At 63.3% G+C, this 23,453-nt stretch carries 26 protein-coding genes; 15 read left to right on the top strand and 11 right to left on the bottom strand.

The annotated features are described in order from the left end of the window. Positions 1-73: 73 nt before the first annotated feature. Positions 74-2,215, bottom strand: a complete 2,142-nt coding sequence (locus EDC39_RS05950) for a 3'-5' exonuclease (protein WP_148895466.1) — start codon at positions 2,213-2,215, stop codon at positions 74-76. A 219-nt stretch (positions 2,216-2,434) separates the two neighbouring features. Between EDC39_RS05950 and EDC39_RS05945 the strand changes: the two genes are divergently transcribed. The 5 genes from EDC39_RS05945 (at position 2,435) to EDC39_RS05925 (ending at position 6,987) form a co-directional block, all read left to right on the top strand. Continuing rightward, positions 2,435-3,532, top strand: a complete 1,098-nt coding sequence (locus EDC39_RS05945) for a radical SAM/SPASM domain-containing protein (RefSeq protein WP_148895465.1) — start codon at positions 2,435-2,437, stop codon at positions 3,530-3,532. A 129-nt stretch (positions 3,533-3,661) separates the two neighbouring features. Beyond that, positions 3,662-4,687, top strand: a complete 1,026-nt coding sequence (gene hemE / locus EDC39_RS05940) for a uroporphyrinogen decarboxylase (RefSeq protein WP_148895464.1) — start codon at positions 3,662-3,664, stop codon at positions 4,685-4,687. Between the two features lie 181 nt (positions 4,688-4,868). Then, positions 4,869-5,840, top strand: a complete 972-nt coding sequence (gene hemH, locus EDC39_RS05935; protein ID WP_148895463.1) for a ferrochelatase — start codon at positions 4,869-4,871, stop codon at positions 5,838-5,840. After that, complete coding sequence (locus EDC39_RS05930) at positions 5,837-6,016, top strand: hypothetical protein (RefSeq protein ID WP_148895462.1); 180 nt, start codon at positions 5,837-5,839, stop codon at positions 6,014-6,016. Before hemH ends, EDC39_RS05930 begins: the two co-directional genes overlap by 4 nt. Before the next feature lie 260 nt (positions 6,017-6,276). Next, a complete protein-coding gene (locus EDC39_RS05925) occupies positions 6,277-6,987 on the top strand; it encodes an MgtC/SapB family protein (RefSeq protein ID WP_187426666.1) in 711 nt (236 codons plus the stop codon). 156 nt (positions 6,988-7,143) lie between these two features. On the opposite strand, the gene EDC39_RS05920 is transcribed toward EDC39_RS05925, so the two are convergent. Then, positions 7,144-8,034: a DnaJ C-terminal domain-containing protein gene (locus EDC39_RS05920; RefSeq protein ID WP_148895460.1), complete on the bottom strand. Its 891-nt coding sequence runs from the start codon at positions 8,032-8,034 to the stop codon at positions 7,144-7,146. A gap of 213 nt (positions 8,035-8,247) precedes the next feature. On the opposite strand from EDC39_RS05920, the gene EDC39_RS05915 reads away from it, so the two are divergent. Beyond that, on the top strand, positions 8,248-8,454 hold the full coding sequence (locus EDC39_RS05915) for a hypothetical protein (RefSeq protein WP_148895459.1): 207 nt from the start codon (positions 8,248-8,250) through the stop codon (positions 8,452-8,454). A 223-nt stretch (positions 8,455-8,677) separates the two neighbouring features. On the opposite strand, the gene uvrC is transcribed toward EDC39_RS05915, so the two are convergent. Beyond that, on the bottom strand, positions 8,678-10,513 hold the full coding sequence (gene uvrC, locus EDC39_RS05910; RefSeq protein WP_148895458.1) for an excinuclease ABC subunit UvrC: 1,836 nt from the start codon (positions 10,511-10,513) through the stop codon (positions 8,678-8,680). Positions 10,514-10,807: 294 nt separating this feature from the next. Between uvrC and EDC39_RS05905 the strand changes: the two genes are divergently transcribed. The 4 genes from EDC39_RS05905 to EDC39_RS05890 all read left to right on the top strand — a co-directional run bounded on the left by EDC39_RS05905 (position 10,808) and on the right by EDC39_RS05890 (position 14,066). Continuing rightward, positions 10,808-11,671 carry a hypothetical protein gene (locus EDC39_RS05905; RefSeq protein ID WP_148895457.1) on the top strand — a complete coding sequence of 288 codons (864 nt, stop codon included), beginning with the start codon at positions 10,808-10,810 and terminating at the stop codon, positions 11,669-11,671. Between the two features lie 45 nt (positions 11,672-11,716). Beyond that, the gene (locus EDC39_RS05900) at positions 11,717-12,241 is read left to right on the top strand and encodes a Crp/Fnr family transcriptional regulator (RefSeq protein ID WP_187426665.1); all 525 of its coding nucleotides are present in this window, start codon (positions 11,717-11,719) and stop codon (positions 12,239-12,241) included. Positions 12,242-12,245: 4 nt separating this feature from the next. After that, the gene (locus EDC39_RS05895; protein ID WP_148895455.1) at positions 12,246-13,358 is read left to right on the top strand and encodes an AI-2E family transporter; all 1,113 of its coding nucleotides are present in this window, start codon (positions 12,246-12,248) and stop codon (positions 13,356-13,358) included. A 315-nt stretch (positions 13,359-13,673) separates the two neighbouring features. Beyond that, complete coding sequence (locus EDC39_RS05890; protein ID WP_148895454.1) at positions 13,674-14,066, top strand: YkgJ family cysteine cluster protein; 393 nt, start codon at positions 13,674-13,676, stop codon at positions 14,064-14,066. Positions 14,067-14,078: 12 nt separating this feature from the next. Here EDC39_RS05890 and EDC39_RS05885 read toward each other — a convergent pair whose 3' ends face one another. The 3 genes from EDC39_RS05885 to efp form a co-directional block, all read right to left on the bottom strand. Continuing rightward, positions 14,079-14,603 carry a GAF domain-containing protein gene (locus EDC39_RS05885; RefSeq protein ID WP_187426664.1) on the bottom strand — a complete coding sequence of 175 codons (525 nt, stop codon included), beginning with the start codon at positions 14,601-14,603 and terminating at the stop codon, positions 14,079-14,081. 209 nt (positions 14,604-14,812) lie between these two features. Continuing rightward, positions 14,813-15,724: an EF-P lysine aminoacylase EpmA gene (gene epmA / locus EDC39_RS05880; protein WP_148895452.1), complete on the bottom strand. Its 912-nt coding sequence runs from the start codon at positions 15,722-15,724 to the stop codon at positions 14,813-14,815. A gap of 8 nt (positions 15,725-15,732) precedes the next feature. Beyond that, positions 15,733-16,296 (bottom strand): elongation factor P, encoded by a 564-nt coding sequence (gene efp / locus EDC39_RS05875; RefSeq protein WP_148895451.1) that lies wholly within the window; start codon positions 16,294-16,296, stop codon positions 15,733-15,735. 157 nt (positions 16,297-16,453) lie between these two features. On the opposite strand from efp, the gene EDC39_RS05870 reads away from it, so the two are divergent. Further along, positions 16,454-17,020, top strand: coding sequence for an elongation factor P (locus tag EDC39_RS05870; RefSeq protein WP_148895450.1), 567 nt, complete (start codon positions 16,454-16,456; stop codon positions 17,018-17,020). 83 nt (positions 17,021-17,103) lie between these two features. On the opposite strand, the gene EDC39_RS05865 is transcribed toward EDC39_RS05870, so the two are convergent. The 5 genes from EDC39_RS05865 to EDC39_RS05845 form a co-directional block, all read right to left on the bottom strand. Next, entirely contained in the window at positions 17,104-18,141 is a 1,038-nt protein-coding gene (locus EDC39_RS05865; RefSeq protein ID WP_148895579.1) for a KamA family radical SAM protein, read from the bottom strand. A gap of 2 nt (positions 18,142-18,143) precedes the next feature. Further along, complete coding sequence (locus tag EDC39_RS05860; RefSeq protein WP_148895449.1) at positions 18,144-18,575, bottom strand: MauE/DoxX family redox-associated membrane protein; 432 nt, start codon at positions 18,573-18,575, stop codon at positions 18,144-18,146. Then, entirely contained in the window at positions 18,572-19,090 is a 519-nt protein-coding gene (locus EDC39_RS05855) for a rhodanese-like domain-containing protein (protein WP_148895448.1), read from the bottom strand. The genes EDC39_RS05860 and EDC39_RS05855 overlap by 4 nt, the downstream gene beginning before the upstream one ends. A gap of 2 nt (positions 19,091-19,092) precedes the next feature. Beyond that, positions 19,093-19,284: a SlyX family protein gene (locus tag EDC39_RS05850; protein ID WP_148895447.1), complete on the bottom strand. Its 192-nt coding sequence runs from the start codon at positions 19,282-19,284 to the stop codon at positions 19,093-19,095. A gap of 176 nt (positions 19,285-19,460) precedes the next feature. Then, complete coding sequence (locus EDC39_RS05845) at positions 19,461-19,838, bottom strand: class II SORL domain-containing protein (protein WP_148895446.1); 378 nt, start codon at positions 19,836-19,838, stop codon at positions 19,461-19,463. A gap of 191 nt (positions 19,839-20,029) precedes the next feature. Between EDC39_RS05845 and EDC39_RS05840 the strand changes: the two genes are divergently transcribed. Genes EDC39_RS05840 through EDC39_RS05825 form a run of 4 tightly spaced genes read left to right on the top strand, consistent with a single transcriptional unit; the run spans position 20,030 to position 23,411 of the window. Next, the gene (locus EDC39_RS05840) at positions 20,030-20,839 is read left to right on the top strand and encodes an SCO family protein (RefSeq protein WP_148895445.1); all 810 of its coding nucleotides are present in this window, start codon (positions 20,030-20,032) and stop codon (positions 20,837-20,839) included. A 7-nt stretch (positions 20,840-20,846) separates the two neighbouring features. Next, on the top strand, positions 20,847-22,469 hold the full coding sequence (locus EDC39_RS05835; protein ID WP_148895444.1) for a cytochrome c oxidase subunit I: 1,623 nt from the start codon (positions 20,847-20,849) through the stop codon (positions 22,467-22,469). Further along, on the top strand, positions 22,470-23,093 hold the full coding sequence (locus EDC39_RS05830) for a cytochrome c oxidase subunit 3 family protein (protein ID WP_148895443.1): 624 nt from the start codon (positions 22,470-22,472) through the stop codon (positions 23,091-23,093). Between the two features lie 30 nt (positions 23,094-23,123). Next, complete coding sequence (locus tag EDC39_RS05825; RefSeq protein WP_148895442.1) at positions 23,124-23,411, top strand: cytochrome C oxidase subunit IV family protein; 288 nt, start codon at positions 23,124-23,126, stop codon at positions 23,409-23,411. The last annotated feature ends 42 nt before the right edge of the window (positions 23,412-23,453 follow it).

The following is a 23,453-nucleotide window of genomic DNA, read 5'->3' as shown; positions in this document are numbered from 1 at the left end:
CGGGATGTCGATCTGAAAAGCCCCGCCGGCAGCAGCCGGCGGGGCTTTTTTACATGGACAGTTCGATATCCTGCTAGAACTTGATCCTGTTGTAGGGCGACGCGGCCGAGGCGATCAGGGCCTCCTCCAGGGTGTGAATCCCCCTGGCTTCGAGCAGGGGAATGAGCCGGACCAGGACTTCGGCGGTGACCAGGGCGTCTCCGAGGGCGGTGTGGCGGCCGACGATCGGAATGTCGAGGCGTCGAGCGATGTCGTCCAGGTTGTGGTTCTCCTGGTTGGGGTGCACCACCCAGGAGAGCAGCAGCGTGTCGAGGACCGGATGGTCGAACCTGAGGCCGGTCAGCTCTTCCTTCATCTGCAGAAAGCGCATGTCGAAGGCGGCGTTGTGGGCCACCAGCACCGAGCCTTCGCAGAAATGGTGGAAATTGGGCAGCACCTTGTCGATGGTCGGCTGGCCGCGCAGCATTTCCGGCTGAATGTGGTGGATGGCGACCGATTCGGGCGGCACGTGGCGCTGCGGATCGACCAGCTGGTCGATGGTTTCGTCGTAAAGGATGCGGGTGCCTATCACCCGCACGCCGCCGATCTGGATGATTTCGTCCCCCTTCGACGGATTGAGGCCGGTGGTTTCGGTATCGAAGACGACATAGGTCAGGTTGCGCAGCGCCACCTGGCCGAGCTCTTCCCAGCCGTGGCGCTGAAAGAGGTTGAATTCGTAGTAGACCGGTCGGTGTTCCGGCCCCTCCAGGGTTTCGAACCGCTCCTCCGGTTCGCCCCGGCGCAGGCTGATGTCGATCCCTTCGCACAGGTTGTCGGCGTTGAGCCGGGGGGTGATCTGCCCGTCCCATTTCTGTACCAGGTCGAGGACCGAGATCAGCTGGTCGCGGGCGTCGCGGATCAGCGGCCGCCGCTGCCAGCGATGGAGCTCTTTCAGTTCGAGGGCGCAGCCTTTCCAGTGGATGGCCAGAACGGCCCTGTTGTCACCCCGCCCCTTCAGTTCGAGAGCGATCTCCGCCAGTCCCTGCTGTTCGGCGAGGCGGTTGGCCAGCTGGCCGATCCCCTGCAGCAGGCTGTAGCTGTCGGTCTTGAGCCAGATCTCCTGCTCCGCCTGCATGGCAACGGGACGGCGTAACTGCCGGCGCAGGTGGCGTTTCAGCAGCTCCAGTAGGTCGGAGGCAAGAATGTCGTCAGTGCGGCTGCGGCTGCTCAGGTGGCGTGCGTAGGCGCTGCGGGCATGTTTCAGCTGTTCCTCCAGCGCCTGCGAGGCGCGGTCGATCACCTGGCGCAGCTCGAACAGCTGTCCGGCGTCGAGGTTCGGTCGGGACAGGATGGTGGAAATGGCCTGCCTGATTTCGTCGGTGGAAAAGCGCATCGCTTCGGTCAGGGTGCGGAAGACCATGTCCCGTTCGAGTTCGGCCTCGAGCTGGCTGGTCATGTCCTCCAGGGCCAGAACGAAGCCGGTCATGTGGCGATCGCCGTTGCCGTTGGCGAAAACCGGCGCCATGTTCACCCGCAGGCTCAGGTTTTCCCGGACTGTCATGATGAAGTTGGTCTTCGGGCTTTTCTGGCCGTTGCGTGCGGCATGGTGCAGCACGTCCAGGGCGTGCAGGATCGGTTCCCGTTCCAGCACCGAAAAGACCGAGCGGCCCAGGCCGACCAGCTTTCCCGGCTGTTGCAGCAGGTCCTGGGCCCGGGCGTTGTAGAGCAGGATCTGGCCGTCGGTGTTGCAGACCAGCACGCCGTTGGGCAGTTCCGACATCAGGGCCGCCAGGCGGTTGCGCTCGGCCTGCAACTCGGCCCGGGCCTTGTCGACCTCGGCGCGCACTTCCTGCTGCAGTTTCTGGTACGCGTCGGCGGTTTCGTTGATGACCTCGATCAGCTTGACCACTTCCCGCGCCCCCTTCGGCTTGATGCGGTAGTTCGGGTTGGCGACCGAGATCAGCTTGGTCTCCTCGCTCAGCTGCAGGATCGGAATGATGTAGTGCCTGAAAAGCAGGCTGACCAGCGAGCCGATGATCAGGCAGAGGATGATCGCTCCCATCAGGGGGTAGGGGAAGAGTTTCCTGGCGAACTTCTCGACCAGGGCCTGTTCTTCGGGGCTGAGGGCGAACCAGGAGGCGGTGAAGCTGGCGAAGATGACCAGAAAGAGAAGGAAGATGATGGCCAGCAGAAAAACCCAGTACTTGGTTGTCGGCTTGATGGTAGATGTGTCCATTCCGTTCCTCGGCACCGCGGGATGAGCCGGACTGCGACCCGGACCCGGGAGGATGTGCAACGCCCGGTTCGGGCAAAACAGTGTTTGCCAATATACACCGGGCGGGGAGGGTTTGACAACGGCTGCCGGCGGTGAAAGGAGCTTGTTTCTTGTCTGGTTTCGCCCCCTGGTGTAATATGAAAATTCATGTCTTGCGACCAGGACGACAAAGGAGATTTCATGGCGGACCAGGACGAAAAATTCATTCCCAAGTGGATCGCCTGGGAGACGACCCAGCGCTGCAACCTGAACTGCGTACACTGCCGCTGCTCTTCCGACATGAATGCGGCGGCCGGCGACTTCAACACCGAAGAGGCCTTCAAGCTGATCGATGATATCTGCGAGGTCTCCAAACCGGTGCTGGTTCTTTCCGGCGGTGAGCCCCTGTTGCGGGACGATATCTTCGACATCGCCCGCTACGGCACCGAAAAGGGACTGCGGATGTGCATGGCGACCAACGGCACCCTGATCACCGATGAGGTCTGCCGGCAGATGAAGGAGGCCGACATCAAGATGGTCTCCCTCTCCCTCGACGGTTCGACCGCCGAGGTGCACGACAATTTCCGCAACTGCGAGGGGGCCTTTGAGGGGACGGTGCGCGGTGCCGAAATTCTGAAGCGCAACGGCATCAAGTTCCTGATCAACTCCTCCTTCACCAAGCGCAACCAGCACGACATCGGCAACACCTTCCGGCTGGCCAAGAGTCTTGGTGCCACCGCCTGGTACATGTTCATGATCGTGCCGACCGGACGCGGCGAAGAGATCATGAACGAGTTGATCTCCAAGGAGGACTACGAAGAGATTCTCAAGTGGCACTACGAGCAGGAAAAACATGAGGACGAAATTCTCATGCGGCCGACCTGCGCTCCACACTACTACCGGATCGTACCGCAGATGGCCAAAGCGGAAGGGGTCGATTTCAAGCGCCGCAGCCTGACCTTTTCCACCGGCGGCGGCAAGGGCTGCATCGCCGCCCAGACCATCTGCCTGATCGACTGTTTCGGCAATCTGAAGCCCTGCTCCTACTTCCACTCGTCGGTCGGCAACGTCAAGCAGATTCCGTTCAAGGAACTCTGGTTCAACGCCAAGACCTTCAAGGATTTGCGTGATTTCAAGGCCTACAAGGGCAAGTGCGGCGAGTGCGAATTCATCAACATCTGCGGCGGCTGCCGCGCCCGGGCCGACGCGGTCTACGGCGACTACATGGCCGAAGAACCCTTCTGCAACTACATTCCGGCCCGCACCCGCAAACGGCTGCAGCAGGAAGCGGCGGAATAGACCTGAATGTTTGCCACAGAGCCACGGAGGTCACGGAGAAGGCCGGTCTGGCCAGCTCCTGACTCCGTGCTCTCTGTGTCTCCGTGGTGAAAACGATTTTCCGATATCCCAACCAGGAGGCAATCACCGATGTCCCAGGACTACACCTTTCTCAAGGCCTGCCGCGGCGAGCGGACCGACTACACCCCGGTCTGGCTGATGCGCCAGGCCGGCCGTTATCTGCCGCAGTACATGGAGGTCCGTCGCAAGGTCAGCTTTCTCGAGCTGTGCAAGACGCCGGAGCTGGCGGCCGAGGTGACCATCCAGCCGATCGACTATCTGAACGCCGACGCGGCGATTCTCTTTTCCGACATCCTGACCCCGGTCGAGCCGATGGGACTGAAGCTCGATTTCGTCCCCGGGCCGGTGTTCGAAAATCCGGTGCGCACCGCAGCCGACATCGAGGCGCTGCGGATTCCGCAGGTGGAGGAGGATGTGCCCTATGTCTATGAAACCATCCGCATCCTGCGCCGCGAACTGGACGGCCGGGTGCCGCTGATCGGTTTCGGCGGGGCGCCCTTCACTCTGGCCTGCTACATGGTCGAGGGGAAGGGGAGCAAGGATTTTGCCCAGATCAAGCGGATGATGTACGGCGCACCCGAGCTCTACGCGGCGCTGATGGAGAAGGTGACCGAAATGGACCGGCTCTACCTGAACGCCCAGGTCGCCGCCGGCGCTCAGGCGATCCAGATCTTCGACACCTGGGGCGGAATCGTCTCCCCGCTCGACTACGAGAAGTTCATCCTGCCCTACACCAGAAAACTGATTGCCGGTCTTGACAAGAGCGTGCCGATCATCCACTTCGTCAAGGGCGCCGGCACCATGCTCGACAAGGTGAAGCTGGCCGGCTCCGACGTGGTCGGCCTCGACTGGCATGTCAATCTGGGCGCCGCGCGCGACATTCTCGGTGCCGATGTCGCCGTGCAGGGCAACCTCGACCCGACCGTGCTCTACGCGCCGAAGGAGCATATCCGCACCGAGGTGAAGCGGATTCTGGACGAGAACGCCGGCCGCCCCGGGCATATCTTCAACCTCGGGCACGGGATCCTGCCGACGGTCGCCCCGGAACACGCGAAGTACATGGTCGAGTGCGTGCATGAACTGAGCGGCAAGTAGGGGGGCTTCGCCAGGAGCTCTGTGACTGCGTTACGCTCGGTCAGGCCCACTCGACGTATCTGCCCGATACGCCTCGCGGCCCTGACCTCGCAAGCCTTGCCGCAAAGCCCCTGGCTGTGCCCTGAACCGGGAGCGGGGCTCTTGACCACCGCATTCTCCGTGCCTCCGTGGTGAATGAATGATGTCTGACCGACTCGGACTGGTACTGCTCAACATGGGAGGGCCCGACTCGCTGGAAGCGGTCGAGCCCTTTCTCTACAACCTGTTCAGCGACCGGGAGCTGATCCGGCTGCCGGGCGGGGCGCTGCTGCAGAAACCCTTCGCCCGGCTGATTTCCCGTTTTCGCGCCCGCCATGTCCGGCAGCTCTACGACGACATCGGTGGTGCATCGCCGCTGCGCGAGTGGACCGAAAGGCAGGCGGCCGGCATTGCCGCCAGGCTGGGGGAGCAGGTCCGCCCCTTTGTTGCCATGCGCTACTGGCATCCTTTCGCCGACGAAGCGCTGGAGCGCATGAAGACGGAGGGCATCGACCGGGCGGTGGTTCTTTCCATGTATCCGCACTATACCGGCGCCACCACCGGCAGCAGCATCAACGATTTTCGCCGCCGGGCGGCGGTCGTCCATCCCCAACTCGAGTATTCGCTGATCGAGCAGTGGTACGACTGGCCGGGTTATCTCGACGCCCTGGCGGCACGGGTGACCGCCGGACTCGAACAGTTCCACGAACTGCTCCGCGACCAGGTGCGCATCCTCTTCTCCGCCCATGCCCTGCCGCAGAAATTCATCGACCGCGGCGATCCCTACCTGCGGCATGTGACCGCGACCGTCGAGGGGGTCATGCAGCGGGTCGGCCATCCGCACTGGACCATCGCCTTCCAGAGTCGCAGCGGCCCGGTGCGCTGGATGGAGCCCGACACCGTCGAGGTGATCAGGGACTACGGCCGCCAGGGGGTGGAGAGCCTGCTGGTGGTGCCCATCTCCTTTGTCTCCGACCATATCGAAACCCTGCACGAAATCGACATCCAGTACCGCAACCTGGCCTTCGAGCACGGCATTCGCCATTTCCACCGGGCGCCATCCCTCAACGACGGCGACGATTTCCTGCAGGCCATGGCCGGGCTGGTTCGCCGACATCTGGAGGCCTGGCCATGAAGACCTGTGCCGTCTGCGGCGAGCGCTTTCACGAAACCGCCGAGGCAACAGACCCGGCCGCCGAGATGGGCGCCTTTCTGGCCCGGGAAGTCTATGCCGATGCCGGCCGGCTCTGTCTGAAGTGCCTTGCCAACCGCGGCCGGCTGGCGCTGATGTACATGCGCGAGTTCGACTGAGTTCCCGCTGCGCCCCTGTTGCACCCCTTCAGGTCTCTGTTAAGCTGTTGACATCACCCTGAATCAGCGAGTTCATCATCGGCGGATAGCACAAGTCATCGACCTGCCTGAACTTTCCAAAAATCACCGGCGAACCTGCGAGAACGCCTCAGATTTTTGAAAAGCTCATTCAAACCAAGTCATTGCACTCTCCATCCGGCATGAACTCCCTGATTCAGGGTCTCGGGAAAACAGGACGTTTGTCGACAGAGAGGTTTTTCATGTCTCCCCAGTCCCCAGCCGAAGACCTGGTGGTCTTTCTCGACTCGGTCATGGTGGCCAAGCTGCTGCTGGCTTCGCTGGCCGGTGGTCTGGTCGGATTCGAGCGGGAGCGGCACGGTCGTCCGGCCGGCCTGCGTACCCACCTGCTGGTGGCTCTCGCCGCCTGCCTGATGATGATCGTGTCCGAGGCCTTCTTTCTCAAGTACGAGGTGCTGTCAGCCGATTCGGTGGTCCGGCTCGACCCGGCGCGCATCGCCGCCCAGATCGTGACCGGCATCGGTTTTCTCGGTGCCGGGGTCATCCTCAAGGAGGGGGTGAACGTTCGCGGTCTGACCACGGCCGCTTCCCTGTGGGTGGTCGCCGGGCTGGGGATGGCTTTCGGCGCCGGGCTTTTCGCTGTCGGCGCCCTGGCGACGGTGCTCGCCCTGATCAGCCTGGTCTGGCTGAAGCGGCTCGATCCGATGCTGAAGAAGGACCGCTACACGAACTTCAAGGTTACGGGCCGGTACCGGGAGCAGCTGGTCGACGAGGTGGAGAAGATGATCGTCGACCGCGGGCTGCGTATCGTCGACGCGCGGATGACCATTAATCGGATGGGCGGCGAGATCGTTCTCGAATACGTGATCACCAACCACCGCCGCCGCATCGGCCGGGAGCTGACGGCGAGCATCTTGCAGTTGGAGGGAGTGGAGCGGATCAGCTACCGTTGATTCCTCAGGCCACTGAAAAAGGTTCGTCTGTAGCGTTTCCTCATTTCCCGGTGCTCGACGCACGAGGTGAAGTACGCCGCATGATTCGACATTCCGGATGCCTTGCATCCGAAGTTTTTCCGGTATGCCCGGGTTGTCAGCAATCCGAACGATCCGTTACAGGCCGGTCTCTCTCAGCTTTTCGAGCAGTTCCTGCTGCTGCGGGGTGAGACTGGCCGGAACCTCGACACGGATGACAGCGTAGAGATCGCCGCTGTCGCCGTTGCGTCCATTGACGCCGAAGCCCTTCAGGCGCACCTTGGTGCCGCTGCGGGTCCCGGGCTTGATCTTGACCCGCCTGGTTCCCGACAGGGTCGGTATGTCGACGCTGGTTCCGAGGCAGATGCCGCTGAAAGGAACGTAAACGTCGACATAGAGATCCCTGCCCTGGCGGGTAAAGACCGGGTCCGGCTCGATGTGGATGTCGAGCAGCAGGTCGCCGCGCGGGCCGCCGCCGGGGCTGTGGCCGCCGCGTCCGGCGACGCGCAGGCGTTGCCCTTCCTCGACACCGGGGGGAATTCGCACCTGGACCTCCTCGGTCCCCTGGTCGCCGCGAAAGCGGACCCGCCGCTCGCCCCCTTCCACGGCCATGCGGAAGGGGATGTCCAGCTTCAGCACATAGTCCTGCCCGCGCACCACCTGGCGCCCGCCGCCGTGAAAGAAGCTTCCCTGACGGTCGCCGAACAGGCTGCCGAAAATGTCCTCGATGCCGCCGCCGAAGCCGAATTCGCGGAAAATCTCGTTGAAATCGGTGCCGCGGAATATGTCCTCTTGGCTGAAGCGCTGGTGAAAGGCGGCGTCGCCGAACTGGTCGTACTGCCGTTTCTTTTCCGGGTCGGACAGCACGGCGTAGGCCTCCGAAATCTCCTTGAACCGCTCTTCGGCCTTCTTGTCGCCGGGGTTCTTGTCCGGGTGGTATTTGACGGCCAGCTTGCGATAGGCCTTCTTTATTTCGTCGGCGCTGGCATTCTTGTCCAGCCCGAGAGCCGCGTAATAGTCTTTGGCCATGAATGAACGAATCTCCTGATGTTGTCAAAAACGGCGAATCCGTCGCCGCGCAGTGTGCGTGAATCGGGAACAGAAAAAATATAGGTAGCCGCAATGGCGGCGTCAAGGCGGCACCGGCGGTTTGCCCTTGACGAAAAGGCGGTTTTTCGGGTAGTTGTCATGTGCTGATCGTTATTGAATTAAGATGGGCCGTCCCCGAGACGGTGGATTGCCATGTATCGTTTCAGGAGCTTTTCCCTTCCCGAAGAGGATTTTCGCCCTCTGTTCGCCGGGCAGGCCGAGAGGTCAGGTGCTGAATTCGTCCCCGGCCTGCCGGTGACCGTCGTCGAGGCTTCCCCGAAGGTCGAGGTGCTGACCGGCGACAGGTCGTTCGGTGCTTTCGCCCGGCCGGTTTGCGGTTGTTCGCCACGCAGTAAATAAACACCGTCACCCGTTCACAATCTTCCCTCGAGACGCCAGGGGCGGCACCAGGAAACCCCGAACCTCACCGCAGGCACGAAGAAAACAGAGAAAACGTCCGGGAGTCTGGACCCCTCGGGATTTTTCTTTTCCCTGTGGTCTCTGTGACTCCGTGGTGAAATTCTTGTTCGTTCTGTTGGCGGCCTTCGCGTTCCTGTTCCCCATGCCAACCACCACCGCCTTTTCAGTCGTGAAAGTGGCGGAAGACGGTTTCCGCCAGGTTGCGCGGCAGTCCGGGAACGGCCCGGAGTTCTTCCAGGGTCGCTGACCGGATCCCCTTCAGGCTGCCGAAATGTTTCAGCAGCAGTTTTCTGCGTGTCGGGCCGACGCCGGGGATGTTTTCCAGCGACGAACGCAGGGTGTGCTTTCGTCGCAGCTTGCGGTGATAGTCGATGGCGAAACGGTGCGCTTCGTCGCGCAGGCGCTGCAGCAGAAAGAGCACCGGCGACCCCTGCCGGAGGGTGACGGGGTTTTTCCGGCCGGGCAGAAAGAAGCGCTCTTCGCTGCGCTCCACCGCCTTGCCGCGTGCGTTGGCCACGACCCGGCTCTTGGCGATGCCGAGCACATCGATCCTCTGCCTCAGCCCAAGCTCGTCGAGGACATCGACCACGCCGGACAGCTGCCCCCTGCCGCCGTCGATCAGCAGCAGGTCGGGCAGGTCGTCTTCCCGCAGACCGCGCTGCAGCCGCCGCGACAGCACTTCACGCAGCGAGCCGAAATCGTCGGTGCCGCTCACGGATCGGATGCGGTAGCGCCGGTAGAGGGCGCGGGCCGGTTCGCCGTCGACGATGACGGCCATGCTGCCGACCGTCTCCGCCCCCTGAAAGGTCGAAATATCGAAACACTCGATTCGGCGCGGCAGCCGTTTCAGGTGCAGCTGCTGTTGCGTCTGCGCCAGCAGCCGCTGGTCCGCCGCCCGCCTGTCGGCGCGGTTTTTCGCCCGCTCTTCGGCGTTGCGCTCCGCCATGGCGACCAGTGCCGCCCGCTCCCCCCGCTGCGGAGCGGCGATCTCGACCCGCCGTCCCTTTCTCTCCTGCAGCCAGTCGCGCAGGGTTTCGCAGTCTTCGGGCAGAAAGGGGAGCAGGATCTGGTCCGGAATCAGCAGCTCGCGATTGTAGAACTGCCGCAGAAACGAGGCGAGCAGCTCCTCGCTGTCGAGCTGCCAGTCGAGGGTGAAGCCGCGCTGGCTGATCAGCTGCCCGTGGCGGTAGAAGAGAACCACCAGGTCGATCTGACCGCCGTCCCGGTAGAGGCCGAAGACATCCTGGTCGATGTCGCGGTTGCCGGCGACCTTCTGGCGTTCGATGGTGGTTTCGATGGCCCGGATCCGGTCCCTGAGCTTCGCCGCGTCCTCGAACCGCATCTCGGCACTGGCCTGCTGCATCTGCCGGCTCAGGTCGGCGACGATTTCCGCGCCGCGACCGTCGAGCAGGGCGAGGGCGCCCTCCACCAGGCGACGGTAGTCGGCCGGCGAGATCAGTCCGTGGCAGGGGGCCGAACATTGGCCGATCTGGTAGTAGAGACAGGGGCGGCCGCGTTGCCGGCAGCGTTCGAGCGGAGAGTGCCGCAGCGGAAAGATGCGATAGATCTGCTTCAGGGTCTGGCGGACGGCGCCGGCCGAGGCGTAGGGGCCGAAATAGCGGGCCCCGTCGCGCCTGATGCGGCGGGTGATCTCCAGGGTCGGGAACTCCTCGCGCAGGTCGATGCGCAGGGAGACATAGGTCTTGTCGTCGCGCAGGTTGATGTTGTAGCGCGGCCGGTGCCGCTTGATCAGGGTGTTTTCCAGGATCAGCGCTTCCTTGCCGGTATCGGTGACGATGGTGTCGATGTCTCGCACCCGGTCGACGAGAAAGCGGATGTGGTAGCGTCCGTCGCCGGCGGTGCTGAAGTAGCTGCGCAGGCGGTTGCGCAGGTTGTTGGCCTTGCCGATGTAGAGGATGGTGCCCTCGCCGTCCTTCATCAGATAGACGCCGGGGGCGTTCGGGTATCGGTCGGCTCTGAAGGTGAAAGGTTCGCTCATGTCGGAAACGGTTCTGGCCGTGGGATGGGTGTTTTTCGTTTGTTGTCCCGGTTGGTTAGGCTATAATACCGCAATCAGCGAGTTCATCACCGGCGGATAGTACAAGCCATTGGCCTGCCTGCATTTTCCAAAAATCGCCGGCGAACCTGCGGGTGCGCCTCAGATTTTTGGAAACCCGTTCAGGCCAGGCACATGCACTCTCCATCCGACATGAACTCACTGATTGAGGCATAGTAGCAGACTCCGGAGGTTCGTTTCATCCGGATTCGTCCCGTCTTTCAGGAGGAGATGCGCGTGAGGATACCTGGACTGACCGGCCTGCTGTCGCTCTTTCTGGTCCTGTCGGTGCAGGCGGCCGAGGTGCCGGTGCTGGAAAAGGTCGCCAGGGCCTATGCCAAGCGGCAGCCAGCCCTGGAAAATTACGTCGTCACCGTCGAGACCGACCGCATCCGGCAGACCATCGAGCAGATGACCGCGTCCCTCCCCGCCGATGTCCCGCGTCCTCCCGCCCCCGTCATCCGCAAATACTGGAAACGCAGCAGCGGCAAGTCGCTGATCCGGGCCGAGGGGGCGAACGTTTTTCCCCTGATGCGTCAGATGGCGCAGCGCTTTTCGCGCCAGTTCGCCCTTGAGCTGTTCGACTTTTTCCTTCCCGCCGGCCGTGGCGGTGACCGGGCCCGCTTCTTCGATGCGGCCGAGGTCAAGGTGGTGGAGAACGATCTGGCCGGGGTGCGGCTGCAGAGCGTGACCCTGCAGTTTGCGGAACCGGTCGATCTCGGCGGCGCCTTTTACGGCGACGGGTTCGGGTTGCCGCAGAAGGGGGTGCGTCGCCTGGTGATCGATGTCGACCCGGAGAAGGAGGTGGTCAAGCGGATCGAGATCACCACCGCCGACGATCGCATCCTGACCCTCGAGGCTCGTTATCGCGAGGTTTCGTCGGGCCTGCTGCCGGAAGAGCTGATGCTGACCTCCTTCGACGGCAGTCTCGACGCGCGTCTGGAGACCGTGTTCAAGCAGTTCGACGGCATCTGGCTGCCGGTACGCCAGACCCGGAGCATCCGCCGGGGCGAGCGGCAGGACGCGATGACCGTCTCCTTCGTCGATTACGAGGTCAACACCTCGTTCGCTCCTGAGGTGGAGAAGCTGCTGGCTCCCTGATCTCCGCCGGCGCTGTCCACGCTGCCATGTTGTCGGGAGGGTGTCTTGACTCTGCTGTGGAAGAACATCTTCGCCAGGAAACCCGAGGAGGACTCTCTCGCCGGTTTTCTCGGCACCATCCCCCTCTTTTCGGAACTGACCGGTCGCGATCTGCTGGCGCTGGAGTCGATCGTCCATGTGCGCGACTACGATGAGCACGAGACGGTTTTCGCCGAGGGCGATCCGGGATCGGGGCTCTACGTCATCCGCGTCGGCCGGGTGAAGATCTTCACCCGTGACAGCCGGGGCCGGGAGCATGAGCTGGCGGCTCTGGAAACCGGGGATTTTTTCGGCGAGACGACGCTGGTCAGTCCGGCCGTGCGCAGCGCCTCGGCCCGGACCATCGAAAAGGCGCAGCTGGTCGGCTTTTTTCGCGCCGACCTGCTCGATTGCCTGGAAAAGAACCCCCGTCTGGCGACCCGCATTCTGCTCGGACTGACCCGGGTGATGAGTGAGCGGTTGCATGTCGCCGACCGGGAGCTGAAACGTCTGCATAACGCCCTGCAGGAAGCCGCGGACGCGAAGGAGTGAACCGATGGCGGAGACGCCCACCCTGACCCGCGGCCACGTCCTGCTCTTCTTCCTGGTCATGACCGCCAGCATCGCCGCCGGTCTGGCCATCTACAGCTCGGCGTCGCGCATCACCGAGTTGCTGCATACGGCGACGACCGGCATCGTCCTGCCGATTCTGCTGGCCCTGGTCCTCAGCTTTCTGCTCGAGCCGCTGGTCCGCCTGTTCGAGCGGGGACCGCTCAATCGCACCGCCAGCATCTTTCTCGTCTTCTTTCTGGTCGCCCTGCTGATCTATCTGGCCATCCGCTGGCTCAGCCCGCACTGGGCCGACATGTGGTTTTCCCTGCGCACCGATCTGCCGCGCTACCTGGGGCGCGCCATCGCATTGCTGAAGGAGGCGCAGGCGAAGCTCCAGGAGGTGTTCCCCTACGTCGGGGGCATCGACCTGCCGTCCCGCGGCCGGATTCTGGCCGAGCGGCTCTTCGGAGAAATCCTGTCCCACACCACCGGCTCGGCGCTGAGACTGGGCGGCCTGATGGTGCTGGTGCCGCTGTTCACCTTCTTCTTTTTGCGCGACGGACAGAAGATCATCCGTTTTTCCGTCGGCCTGGCGCCGAACCGCTACTACGAGATGGCGCACGATCTGGCCTGGCTGATCAGCCGGCAGCTCAGTCATTTCGTCCGGGGGCGGGTGCTGGAGGCGGCCATCGTCGGCCTGGTGGTGGGGGTCGGCCTCTCTTTGACCGACATCCGCTACGCCCCCCTGCTGGCCATTTTCGCCGGCGTCACCAACCTGGTCCCCTATCTCGGCCCCCTGGTCGGCATGGTACCGGGGATTCTCATCGCCCTGGTCGATCTGGGGCTGGGCGGTCAGTTCTGGTGGATCGTTGCCACCTACGTTCTCATCGCGCAGGTGGTGGTGGACAATTTCATTCTCATTCCCATTCTCATCTCCCACGTCTCCAACCTGCATCCGCTCTGGGTCATCATCGCCATCATCATGGGGGGCAAGCTCTACGGCGTGCTCGGCATGATCATCGGCGTGCCGGTGGCCAGCATCATCAAGATCATCATCATCGAGATCCGCTACTACCGCCAGACCTTCGCCCTGCCGCTTTCCGACCTGGAATACTGACCCCAGAACCCGTGAGCTCATGCCGGGCAGAGAGTGTAAGCTCTTGGCCTGGATGAGCTTTTCAAAAATCGTAAGGTGCACCCATAGGTTTGCCGGCGATTTTGGGGGAGGCTCAGGCAGGTCAGTGACTTGCGTTATCTGCCGGTAATGGCTTTACGGATTCAGGGGATTCTTTCAGGCGGCTGAAAAAGGCTCGTCGGTGGTGTTGCCCTGTCGATGCCCTGGTTTTCATCGGCGGTCTTTTCTGCTAGGATGCGCCGCCGTTGCCGCCGCCGTCCGGGCGGCGGCCCAATTCCCGAGCAGGGCAGTAGATTCATGCGTCAGAAACCGACTGTGGCCGCGGACGTCCAGCGTCCGTCGACCTGGGTCCGGTACCGGGCCCGTTTGTGCCGGAGCTGTCAGGGAACCTGTTGCCGTCTGCCGGTCGAGGTGTCGGTCGGCGACCTGGTCAGGATGGGAGTGGTCGATGCCTTCGAGGCGGAGGAGCCGCCGCACCGGCTGGCGCGCAGGTTGGCGCGGCAGGGGATCATCGAGCATTACAGCCCCGGCCGGCAGCTCTTCACCCTGGCCCGGCTGGCGAACGAGGACTGCATCTACCTCGACCAGCGGAGCCGGCGCTGCACCATCTACGAACGACGGCCGGAAACCTGCCGGCAGCATCCTCACATCGGACCGCGACCGGGCTATTGCGCCTGGCGGCCTCGTTAGCGGCAGGCGAGGTCAGAGTTCGGCGCCGATGATGCTGGCCAGTTCCACCAGCAGTTCGGCGTCGGCCGTGCTGAAGTCGGGCAGCTCGTCCCCCTCGTCCCCCTTGCGTGAGATCTGGATGACGCCGCGGATGTCGCCGTCGGCCACCATCGGCACGCTGATGATCTTCTGGATCGGCTTGGGGCGCTCGGTGATGCCGTCCTTGAGACGGATCTTCTCGAAGAAGGAGGCGTGGTGGACCGAGGCGAAGGTGTTGTTGAGGAAGACCCGCCCTTCCCGGGCGGTGCGGGCCGCCAGCGAATCGAGGGAGGAATAGGGGATGAAGCCGACCTGCTTCAGCCGCAGCGGCCAGAGAAAGTGCAGCACCGTCTTGCGTTCGTCGAGCAGAAAGAGGGCGACTTCGTCGGTCGCTACGCCGAACCGGCGGCTGAGAACGGGGACCGCCTTTTCGACCTTGTCGTCGAGTTCGCTGCACGACCGCAGTTCCCGGCGCAGGCTGTTGCTGATCGCCTTTCCGTTTTCGCTGTCAGAACCCATGAATGCCTCCCGTGCCGTCTGGGACTGAATCCGTGAGCTTATCCCAGGCGGACAGCACAAGTCCTTGACCTGCCTGAACATCCCAAAAATCGCCGGCGAACCTGCGGGTGCGCCATTCGATTTTTGAAGACCTCATTCAGGCCAGGCACTTGCACTCTCCATCCGGCATAAACTCACGGTTCCAGGTGGAATGAAATTCGCGTAACAGTCTACAACGCTTCCGGGGGAAATGCCACGACCTCCGCGATATCGGTCCGGCCTGTCAGCAGCATCACCAGACGATCGACGCCCAGGGCGATGCCGGCGGCCCGGTCGAGGTGTTCCAGTTCGGCGAGAAAGCGTTCGGCCGAAGGGACCGCGGGTTTGCCCGCCGCCCGGCGCGCACGCTCCTCGGCCTCGAAGCGCCGCCGCTGCTCGTCCGGGTCGGTCAGCTCGGAGAAGCCGTTGGCCAGCTCCATGCCGGCGATATAGAGTTCGAAACGCTCGGCGACATCGGGCTGCCCCGGTTTTCTCCGCGCCAGCGCCGCCAGCGGCAGGGGGTAGTCACAGAGCAGGGTCGGTCGCGGCCGCCCGAGGGCCGGTTCGACCCGTTCGCTCAGCAGTTCCTCGAAGCGGTCGTCGGCCAGGGCCCGCTCCACCGCCATGCCGGCGTGCCGGCGGAAGGCCTCGGCGACGGTCAGCACCTCCCAGGGCGGCGACAGGTCGATGGTCTCGCCCTGCCAGGTCAGCCGGCCCTCCGGCGCCAGCGCCGCCAGCAGCCGCTGGCAGTCGGTCATCAGCGTTTGGTAGTCCGTGTCGCTGCGGTACCATTCGAGCAGGGTGAATTCGGGCAGGTGCAGCCGGCCGCGCTCTCCTTTGCGCCAGCACTGGCAGATCTGGAAGATTTTCGCGTAGCCGGCCGCCAGCAGCCGTTTCATGCACAGCTCGGGTGAGGTGTGCAGGTACCAGTCACCGGCCTCTTCCGGGTCGATGTGGCATTCCGGTGCGTTGCCCGGAATCCGGTGGGCGGTGGTGACCTCGACGAAGCCGTCAGCAACGAAAAAGGCCCGGATTCTCTGCAGGATCCGGGCCCTCTGTTCCAGAACCGGCCGTTTGCGGGCCAGTTGCCAGTTCAGATCCATGTCGGGTGTTATTCCTTGACCCGGGTGACGTACTCGCCGGTGCGGGTGTCGATCTGGATCAGGGTGCCCTCCTCGACGAACGAGGGGACCTGCAGGGTGTAGCCGGTTTCCACGGTCGCCGGCTTGCTGTTGCCGGCGGCGGTGTCGCCCTTGACCCAGGGCTCGGCCTTGGTGACGCGCAGGTTGACGAAGTTGGGCAGGGTGACGCCGATGCCCCGCTCGCCGAACATCAGCACCTTGACCTCCATGTTGTCGATGAGAAAGTATTTGTCGTCGCCGAGGACGTCTTCCGGAATGGTGACCTGCTCGTAGGTCCGCTGGTCCATGAAGACGTAGCCGGTTTCGTCCTGGTAGAGGTACTGCATGTCGCGCTCCTCGAGGCTGGCCGGCTCGAAGCTTTCGCCGGAGCGGTAGGTGCGGTCGAACAGGGCGCCGGTCAGCATGTTGCGCAGCTTGCACTTGTAGAGGGCCTGCCCTTTGCCCGGCTTGGTGAAATCGAACTGGACGATGACATGCGGCTCGCCGTCGATGAGCAGCTTCAGCCCCTTTTTCAGATCGGAACATGTGTACATGGTTCAGACTCCTGGTATCGGTGTCGCGCCCGAAGCGCCGATTTTCGAAAAACCACATTTAAACACAGACTTGCGACCTTTGTCACGGAAAACCTTTGGCCGCCGCCGACGGCTGTGCTATAAGGCGGCCAGATTTCTGTGACAAGGAGCCGCAAGCATGTACACGACAGCCGATTTCAAGCGCGGGCTGGTCATCCTGCTCGACGGTGCGCCCTGTGCGCTGCTCGACGTCAGCCAGCACACTCCCACCGCCCGGGGCGCCAACACCCTGGTGAAGACCAAGTACCGCAACCTGCTCACCGGCCAGGTGCTGGAAAAGACCTTCAAGGCCGGGGAGAAGGTGGAGGAAGCCGACTTCGAAAAGCGCAAGGGACAGTTTCTCTACGCCTCTTCCGACGAGGAAGGAACCTTCATGGACCTGGAGAGCTACGACCAGTACGAGCTGGGGCCCGAGATCTACGGACCGGTCAAGGGCTATCTGCTGGAGGGGATGGAGGTCGTGCTGGGGCTGTTTCAGGGGCAGGTGGTGTCGGTCGAACCGCCGATGACCGTCGAGCTGACCATCACCGAGACGCCGCCGGTGCTGAAGAACGCCACCGCCACCGCCCAGACCAAGGAAGCGACCCTGGAAACCGGCCTGGTGCTGCAGGTGCCGCCCTACCTGGAACCGGGCGACCGGATCAAGGTCGACACCCGCGAGGGCCGGTTCGTTTCGCGGGCGTGAAGGGCAGGAGTCAGGAGTCAGGAGGGGTTAATGAAGTGGTTTTCTCCTGAATCCTGTATTCTGACTCCTGTATTCCTGTTTTTCTACGAATTCAGATACACCACCCGGGCGCCGTCCGGCGCCCGCAGCACCAGCTCGTCCCCCCAGCTTTCGACATAGTCGTTGGTGACCGGCACCTTCCCCTTGCCGCCGGGCAGGTCGATGACGTATTGCGGAATGCCCATGCCGGTGATCCGGCCGCGCAGGGCCTGCACCAGCTCGCGGCCCTTCTCCACCCGCACCCGGAAATGACCGGTGCCGGCGGTCAGGTCCATCTGGTGCAGGTAATAGGGGCGGACGCCCATCTGCAGCAGGTTGCGGTTCAACTGCAGCAGGGTGTCGGCATCGTCGTTGACCCCGCGCAGCAGCACCGTCTGGTTGCCGAGAATCACCCCGGCGGCGGCGAGCCGGGCGCAGGCCTGCCAGCTCTGCTCGGTCAGCTCCCGCGGATGGTTGAAGTGGGTGTTGAGGTAGAGGGGCCGAAAGCGCTGCAGCATCCGGCACAGTTGCGGGGTGATCCGTTCCGGCAGTACCACGGGAATACGGCTGCCGATGCGGATGATCTCGACGTGCGGGATGCGTTTCAGCCGGTCGAGCACCTCTTCCAGCAGCCGGTCGCCGAGCAGCAGCGGATCGCCGCCGGAAAGGAGCACGTCCCGGATCTGCGGCCGGCCGGCGATGGCGTCGATGCCCCGCTGCAGTTCGCCGAAGCTGATGCCGTGTTCGCGCCGGCCGATGCGCCGCTTGCGGGTGCAGAAGCGGCAGTAGCCGGCACAACTGTTGCCGGTCAGCAGCAGGCCGCGGTCGGGATAGCGGTGAACCAGGGCCGGGACCGGCGAGTGCTCCTCCTCGGCCAGGGGATCGGCCGGCAGGCCGGCGTCGTCCAGTTCGGCCGGGTCGGGAACGCACTGCCGCCAGATCGGGTCGCCTGCCTGGCGGATCAGGCCGGCGTAGTAGGGGGTGATGCGCAGCGGATAGCGCTCGCAGACCGCCTCCAGCGATTTCGGGTCGATGCCGAAGCGTTCGGCCAGCTGAGACGGCGAAGTGATCGCCGCCCGCAACGCGTTTTGCCAGCTCTCCATCATCAGTTCTTTCGGGCGGGAAGACAACGGTTGCTCAGGTGGAAGGTGAAGTGAGCCAGTACCAGCAGTGCCAGATCGCGCAGCAGCGCCTCGCCGATGCCGGTTTGGGCTCCGGGTTCGAAACAGCCGCAGCTGATGTCGAGTCCGCGCACCCAGGCCGAAAGCAGGGCGGCGATGAAAACCAGTGTCAGCAGGCCGCAGAGCAGGGCTGCCGGACGCACCCGTCGATTGGCCAGCAGCAGGGCGCCGGCGATGATCTCGATGTAGGGCAGGGTTGCCGCCAGCAGGTAGTTGCCCAGATAGGGCAGGATCCGGTAGGCGGCGATGTCGCCGGCGAAGCCGGTGACGTCGAGCCCCTTGCTCACCCCGGCATAGAGGAAGACCGCGCCCAGCACCAGCCGGCAGCCGTGATAGACCAGCCACGGAGTCTTCATGGCCCGCTCTCCGTTACCTCGATCGGCAGTCCGGCGTCGCGCCATTCGGGGAATCCGCCTTCAAAGACCAGCACCCGACGGTAGCCGGCGGCGATCAGCTTCATCGCCAGATCGAAGGAGTCGGGACAGCCGTAGCCGTTGCAGTAGACCAGAATCGGCCTGTCCGGCGCCACCTCGGCCTGCAGTTCGGGCAGACGCCGGTCCGCTTCCGACAGCGGCAGCGAGACGGCATGCGGCAGGTGTCCCTGCTCGTAGAGCTCGCCGATGCGGGCATCGACGATCAGGGCCGCTTTGTCGGCGATCAGCTGCTTCGTCTGCTGCAGGCTGACCGGTTCCGGGTAGCTGTCGTTTCGTTCCGCCGTTTCGCTTTCGGACAGCAGCGGCACGCCCTGGCCGCTCAGCACCCGCTGCAGCAGGCCGACGTTGGCGCTCAGGCCCACGACAACACCCAGGGCGACGATCAGCACCAGCTCGCACAGGATGCGCTTGATGTCCGAGTAGTCGAGGCTGAGCATGGCTATTCGTCCGGCGAGTGGGGAGATTCCGGCTCCAGTCGCTGCAGCATCTGGCGCAGGATGCGCACTTCCCGCTGCAGCTCGGCCAGCCGGCGGTTGTCGTCGAGAATGACCTCGTTCAGCTCGTCGATCAGGCGCTGCTGGTGGGTGAAGCGGATTTCGAGTTCGGTAAGACGTTCTTCCAGTTCGTTCATGGCGCGGCCATGCTAGCAGAAGCCGGGTTCGGCGACAAGAAAGGCGCGAATCGCGAGCCTCGAATCGAGAATCGAGGCTCGCGATTCGATGAGTTATACCCCGCAACGGGAACGGCCGCGGATGGCAGGCCATCCGCGGCCGGGGGGACTGCTCGGGTCGCGTTCCCGGTTGCGGTTCAGACGACCTTGACCTCGACGGTGCCTTCCCAGACTCCGTGCAGGTTGCAGCGCTCGAAGGCGCGCAGGGTCAGTTTGTCGATGCCGTGCGGGATGGTGACCGGAATCTTCAGCGTCGGCTGGGTGGTGACGGCACTCAGGTCGAGGCGGGCCAGAAAGACCCAGTTTGCGTAGAGATCGATCCACTCGATGAAATGCCCGGGCTCGTTCGGGTGGGCCAGCAGCTTGCCGACCTCGACCGTGACCTCGACGGTTTCGCCGGCCCTGATTTCGCTCGGTACGCTGATCACCGGGGTGTGCTTCTTTTCGAGATCGGTCATGTTGGCGGGGTCTTTGGCCTTGTTGACCTGGCAGAAAAGACTCGGTTCCTGACTCATGGGGTCCACTCCTTTGCATGCGTCGAATTGATTTCACCGGCTGTGGTCGGATTGACTTTATCCATGATTTAACACCCGGCGGGAAGATTGCAAGAAAAAAAATGATAAAAATGGTCATTAATTCGTCCGGGTGACGAGGGCACGGGTTCCGGTCGTGATTTCCGCCGGTTGCGGTTTTCCGGCGGCAGGATATGCTTGAGAGCATCATGGCTGGATTGCACTGGATCATCCTGTTGTGGCTGGTGGCCGCAAGCGGAGCGTCGGTTGTCCGGGCGTCCACCTCCGGGGAGCCGCGAAGGCCGCCGAAGGTCGGCATCGAGGAGCGGCTCGGCGAGCAGGTGCCGCCCGATATTATGGTGCGCGACGAACTCGGCCGGCAGCTGCGGCTCGGCGACCTGTTCGACCGGCCGGTCCTGCTGGCGCCGGTCTACTATCGCTGCAGCAATGTCTGCAACGCCCTGCAGGCGAGCCTGGCCCAGTCGCTGCCGAAACTGGGTCGGGAGTTGCGGCGGGAAATCCGGGTTCTTTCCTTCAGCTTCGACCCGGATGAGACGCCGGCGGTGGCGCGGGGGAGCAAGAAGATCTATCGCGCCGCGGTGCGGGAGCGGTTTCCCATGGACAGCTGGCTTTTTCTGACCGCCGACGCCGGGGCCATCCGCCGGCTGACGACGGCCATCGGTTACCGTTTCTACAAGGAGGGCAGCGAATTCGTTCATCCGGTGGCCGTGGTGGTCCTGGCGCCGGGCGGCCGGATCGTCCGCTACCTCGAAGGAACCCGTTTTCTCGCAACCGACCTGTCGCTGGCGCTGCTGGAGGCCTCGGAAGGGCGCATCGGCAGCACCATCAGCCGCTTGGCCAGTCTCTGCTACAGTTACGACCCCGAACGGCGGGGCTATGTGTTCAATATCCTTCGCGTCACCGGCATCGTCGTTTTCCTGTGCGCCGTCATCCTCTTTCTGGTGCTGATGTTCGGCGGACGCGGGCGGCGGAAGAAGAATTGAGGCGTTTATGAACCAGGCGGCATCGGTCAGTGGGCAACGCGGCTTCTGGGACGCTTCGGGCGGGCGGCGCGGCATCGGCACCTGGGTCTTCTCCACCGACCACAAGCGGATCGGCCTGCTCTATTTCTATTCCACCCTGGCATTCTTCTGCGTCGGGGTGCTGCTCGGCCTGGCCCTGCGGCTCGAATTGTTTGCGCCGGGGGCCGACCTCTTCACTCCCCAGCAGTACAACGCGCTGTTCACCCTGCACGGGGTGGTGATGATCTTCCTCTTCATCATTCCCGGTATTCCGGCCGCCTTCGGCAACCTGGTGATGCCGATCCAGATCGGTGCCGAGGATGTCGCCTTTCCCCGGCTGAACCTGCTCTCCTGGTGGCTCTACGCCATCGGCGCGATCATGGCGCTGACATCGCTCTTTACCGCCGGCGGGGCGCCGGACACCGGCTGGACCTTCTACGTTCCCTTTTCGGTGCGGACCACCACCAACGTCTCGCTGGCCACCCTGGCGGTCTTCATCATCGGTTTTTCCGGCATCCTCACCGGCCTGAACTTTCTGGTCACCATCCACCGCCTGCGCGCCCCGGGGATGACCTGGATGCGCATTCCGCTGTTCACCTGGGCGCTCTATGCCACCGCCTGGGTGCAGGTGCTGGCGACTCCGGTGCTCGGCATCACCGTACTGCTGATCTTTGCCGAGCGGGTGATCGGCACCGGCCTGTTCGATCCGACCCGCGGCGGCGATCCGATCATGTACCAGCACCTGTTCTGGATCTACTCCCACCCCGCGGTCTACATCATGATCCTGCCGGCGATGGGGGTGGTTACCGACATCATTCCGGTCTTCGCCCGCAAGCCGGTGTTCGGCTACAAGGCGATCGCCATCTCCTCGCTGGCGATCGCCGGCGCCGGTTCGGTGGTCTGGGCGCACCACATGGTCACCAGCGGCATGTCCGACACTGCGGTGATGGTTTTCTCGCTGCTGACCTTTCTGGTCGCCATCCCCTCGGCGATCAAGGTCTTCAACTGGGTGGCGACCCTCTACAAGGGGTCGATCGCCCTCGATCCGCCGCTGCTGTTCGCCCTCTCCTTCATCTTTCTCTTCTCCATTGGCGGCCTGACCGGGCTGGTGCTCGGCGCGGCGGCGACCGACGTGCACGTGCACGACACCTATTTCGTGGTCGGACATTTCCATTTCGTCATGTTCGGCGGCACCGGCTTCGCCTATTTCGCCGCCATGCACTACTGGCTGCCGAAGATCTACGGCCGGATGTATAGCAGGAAGGCGGCGGTCTGGGGCTGGGCATTGCTGACCTTCGGTTTCATCGTGCTCTACATGTCGATGATGATCGTCGGCGTCGAAGGGATGCCGCGCCGCTACTACGACTATCTGCCGAAGTTCACCTTCTGGAACCAGCTTTCGACCATCGGTTCCTGGATTCTGGTGCTGGGGCTGGTCATCATGTTCGTCAACATCTTCCGCGGTCTGCTGCGCGGCGAGCCGGCCGGCGCCAATCCCTGGGGCGGCGCCAGTCTCGAATGGCAGACCAGTTCGCCGCCGCCGCTGGAGAATTTCGACCATGAGCCGGAAGTGACCCACGGGCCCTATGACTTCAGGAAGGCGGGGTTGTAGATGAGTGAATCGTCACCTGCGACGCAGGCCGCGCATCCGAAGGACTACACCGGCGCCAAGCTCGGCATGTGGCTGTTTCTGTTCACCGAGGTGCTGCTGTTCGGTGGCCTGTTCATCCTCTACGCCGTCTATCTGCAGCGCTACCCGGAGGGATTCCGGCTAGGTGGCGAGCAGCTCAATGTCTGGTTCGGCGGCGGTAACACCCTGGTACTGCTGACCAGCAGCCTGAGCGTGGCGATGGCGATCACCGCCCTGCAGCGCGGCCGGGTCCGCCAGACGATGGGCCTGGTCGGGGTGACCGTCGCCATGGCCTTCTGTTTTCTGGTCAACAAGTATTTCGAATGGAGTGCCAAGATCCACCACGGCATCTACCCCAGCTCGCCGCAGCTGAAGGAGCTGCCGGCCGGCGAGCAGGTCTTTTTCAGCATCTACTACCTGACCACCGGTCTGCACGGCATTCACGTACTGGTCGGGATGGTGATGATGGGCTGGGTGCTGCTGCTGATCCGCCGGGGCAAGGTCAATCCCGAGGACTACGTCACTCTGGAGAACGCCGGGCTCTACTGGCATCTGGTCGATCTGATCTGGATTTTCATCTTTCCACTCTACTATCTCATCCTTTGATGAGGCCGGGAGCGGGAGAAAGATGTGGCGATGAACGAACATGACAAGGGACATATTGTCCCCTATGCGACTCTGGTGGCCGTCTGGGCGGCGCTGCTGACCCTGACCATCATGACGGTGGCCGCTTCGCGCATTGATCTCGGCGCTCTGAATATCTGGGTGGCGCTGGTGATCGCCTGCAGCAAGTCGGTGCTGGTGATCGGGTTCTTCATGCACATGAAATACGAGAACCGGCTGTTCAGGCTCTTTCTGCTGGTCGCCGTCGTCACCCTGACCGTGTTCATCGGCTTTACCTTTTTCGATGTGTTGTACCGCTAGCCGGAGAAGCTGGATTTCTGTGGCCGGAACTCAGTATTCAGA

This window comes from Geothermobacter ehrlichii (genome assembly GCF_008124615.1).
Classification (GTDB): domain Bacteria; phylum Desulfobacterota; class Desulfuromonadia; order Desulfuromonadales; family Geothermobacteraceae; genus Geothermobacter; species Geothermobacter ehrlichii.
Note: the sequence above shows the minus strand (reverse complement) of the source record. Positions and strands in the feature narration are given on the sequence as shown.

Bases quoted from the DNA above. Each gene is read 5' to 3' on its own strand.
- EDC39_RS05950 (WP_148895466.1), bottom strand. From the start codon at position 2,215: ATGGACACATCTACCATCAAGCCGACAACCAAGTACTGGGTTTTTCTG.
- EDC39_RS05945 (WP_148895465.1), top strand. From the start codon at position 2,435: ATGGCGGACCAGGACGAAAAATTCATTCCCAAGTGGATCGCCTGGGAG.
- hemE (WP_148895464.1), top strand. From the start codon at position 3,662: ATGTCCCAGGACTACACCTTTCTCAAGGCCTGCCGCGGCGAGCGGACC.
- hemH (WP_148895463.1), top strand. From the start codon at position 4,869: ATGTCTGACCGACTCGGACTGGTACTGCTCAACATGGGAGGGCCCGAC.
- EDC39_RS05930 (WP_148895462.1), top strand. From the start codon at position 5,837: ATGAAGACCTGTGCCGTCTGCGGCGAGCGCTTTCACGAAACCGCCGAG.
- EDC39_RS05925 (WP_187426666.1), top strand. From the start codon at position 6,277: ATGTCTCCCCAGTCCCCAGCCGAAGACCTGGTGGTCTTTCTCGACTCG.
- EDC39_RS05920 (WP_148895460.1), bottom strand. From the start codon at position 8,034: ATGGCCAAAGACTATTACGCGGCTCTCGGGCTGGACAAGAATGCCAGC.
- EDC39_RS05915 (WP_148895459.1), top strand. From the start codon at position 8,248: ATGTATCGTTTCAGGAGCTTTTCCCTTCCCGAAGAGGATTTTCGCCCT.
- uvrC (WP_148895458.1), bottom strand. From the start codon at position 10,513: ATGAGCGAACCTTTCACCTTCAGAGCCGACCGATACCCGAACGCCCCC.
- EDC39_RS05895 (WP_148895455.1), top strand. From the start codon at position 12,246: ATGGCGGAGACGCCCACCCTGACCCGCGGCCACGTCCTGCTCTTCTTC.
- EDC39_RS05890 (WP_148895454.1), top strand. From the start codon at position 13,674: ATGCGTCAGAAACCGACTGTGGCCGCGGACGTCCAGCGTCCGTCGACC.
- EDC39_RS05885 (WP_187426664.1), bottom strand. From the start codon at position 14,603: ATGGGTTCTGACAGCGAAAACGGAAAGGCGATCAGCAACAGCCTGCGC.
- epmA (WP_148895452.1), bottom strand. From the start codon at position 15,724: ATGGATCTGAACTGGCAACTGGCCCGCAAACGGCCGGTTCTGGAACAG.
- efp (WP_148895451.1), bottom strand. From the start codon at position 16,296: ATGTACACATGTTCCGATCTGAAAAAGGGGCTGAAGCTGCTCATCGAC.
- EDC39_RS05870 (WP_148895450.1), top strand. From the start codon at position 16,454: ATGTACACGACAGCCGATTTCAAGCGCGGGCTGGTCATCCTGCTCGAC.
- EDC39_RS05865 (WP_148895579.1), bottom strand. From the start codon at position 18,141: ATGGAGAGCTGGCAAAACGCGTTGCGGGCGGCGATCACTTCGCCGTCT.
- EDC39_RS05860 (WP_148895449.1), bottom strand. From the start codon at position 18,575: ATGAAGACTCCGTGGCTGGTCTATCACGGCTGCCGGCTGGTGCTGGGC.
- EDC39_RS05855 (WP_148895448.1), bottom strand. From the start codon at position 19,090: ATGCTCAGCCTCGACTACTCGGACATCAAGCGCATCCTGTGCGAGCTG.
- EDC39_RS05850 (WP_148895447.1), bottom strand. From the start codon at position 19,284: ATGAACGAACTGGAAGAACGTCTTACCGAACTCGAAATCCGCTTCACC.
- EDC39_RS05845 (WP_148895446.1), bottom strand. From the start codon at position 19,838: ATGAGTCAGGAACCGAGTCTTTTCTGCCAGGTCAACAAGGCCAAAGAC.
- EDC39_RS05840 (WP_148895445.1), top strand. From the start codon at position 20,030: ATGCTTGAGAGCATCATGGCTGGATTGCACTGGATCATCCTGTTGTGG.
- EDC39_RS05835 (WP_148895444.1), top strand. From the start codon at position 20,847: ATGAACCAGGCGGCATCGGTCAGTGGGCAACGCGGCTTCTGGGACGCT.
- EDC39_RS05830 (WP_148895443.1), top strand. From the start codon at position 22,470: ATGAGTGAATCGTCACCTGCGACGCAGGCCGCGCATCCGAAGGACTAC.
- EDC39_RS05825 (WP_148895442.1), top strand. From the start codon at position 23,124: ATGAACGAACATGACAAGGGACATATTGTCCCCTATGCGACTCTGGTG.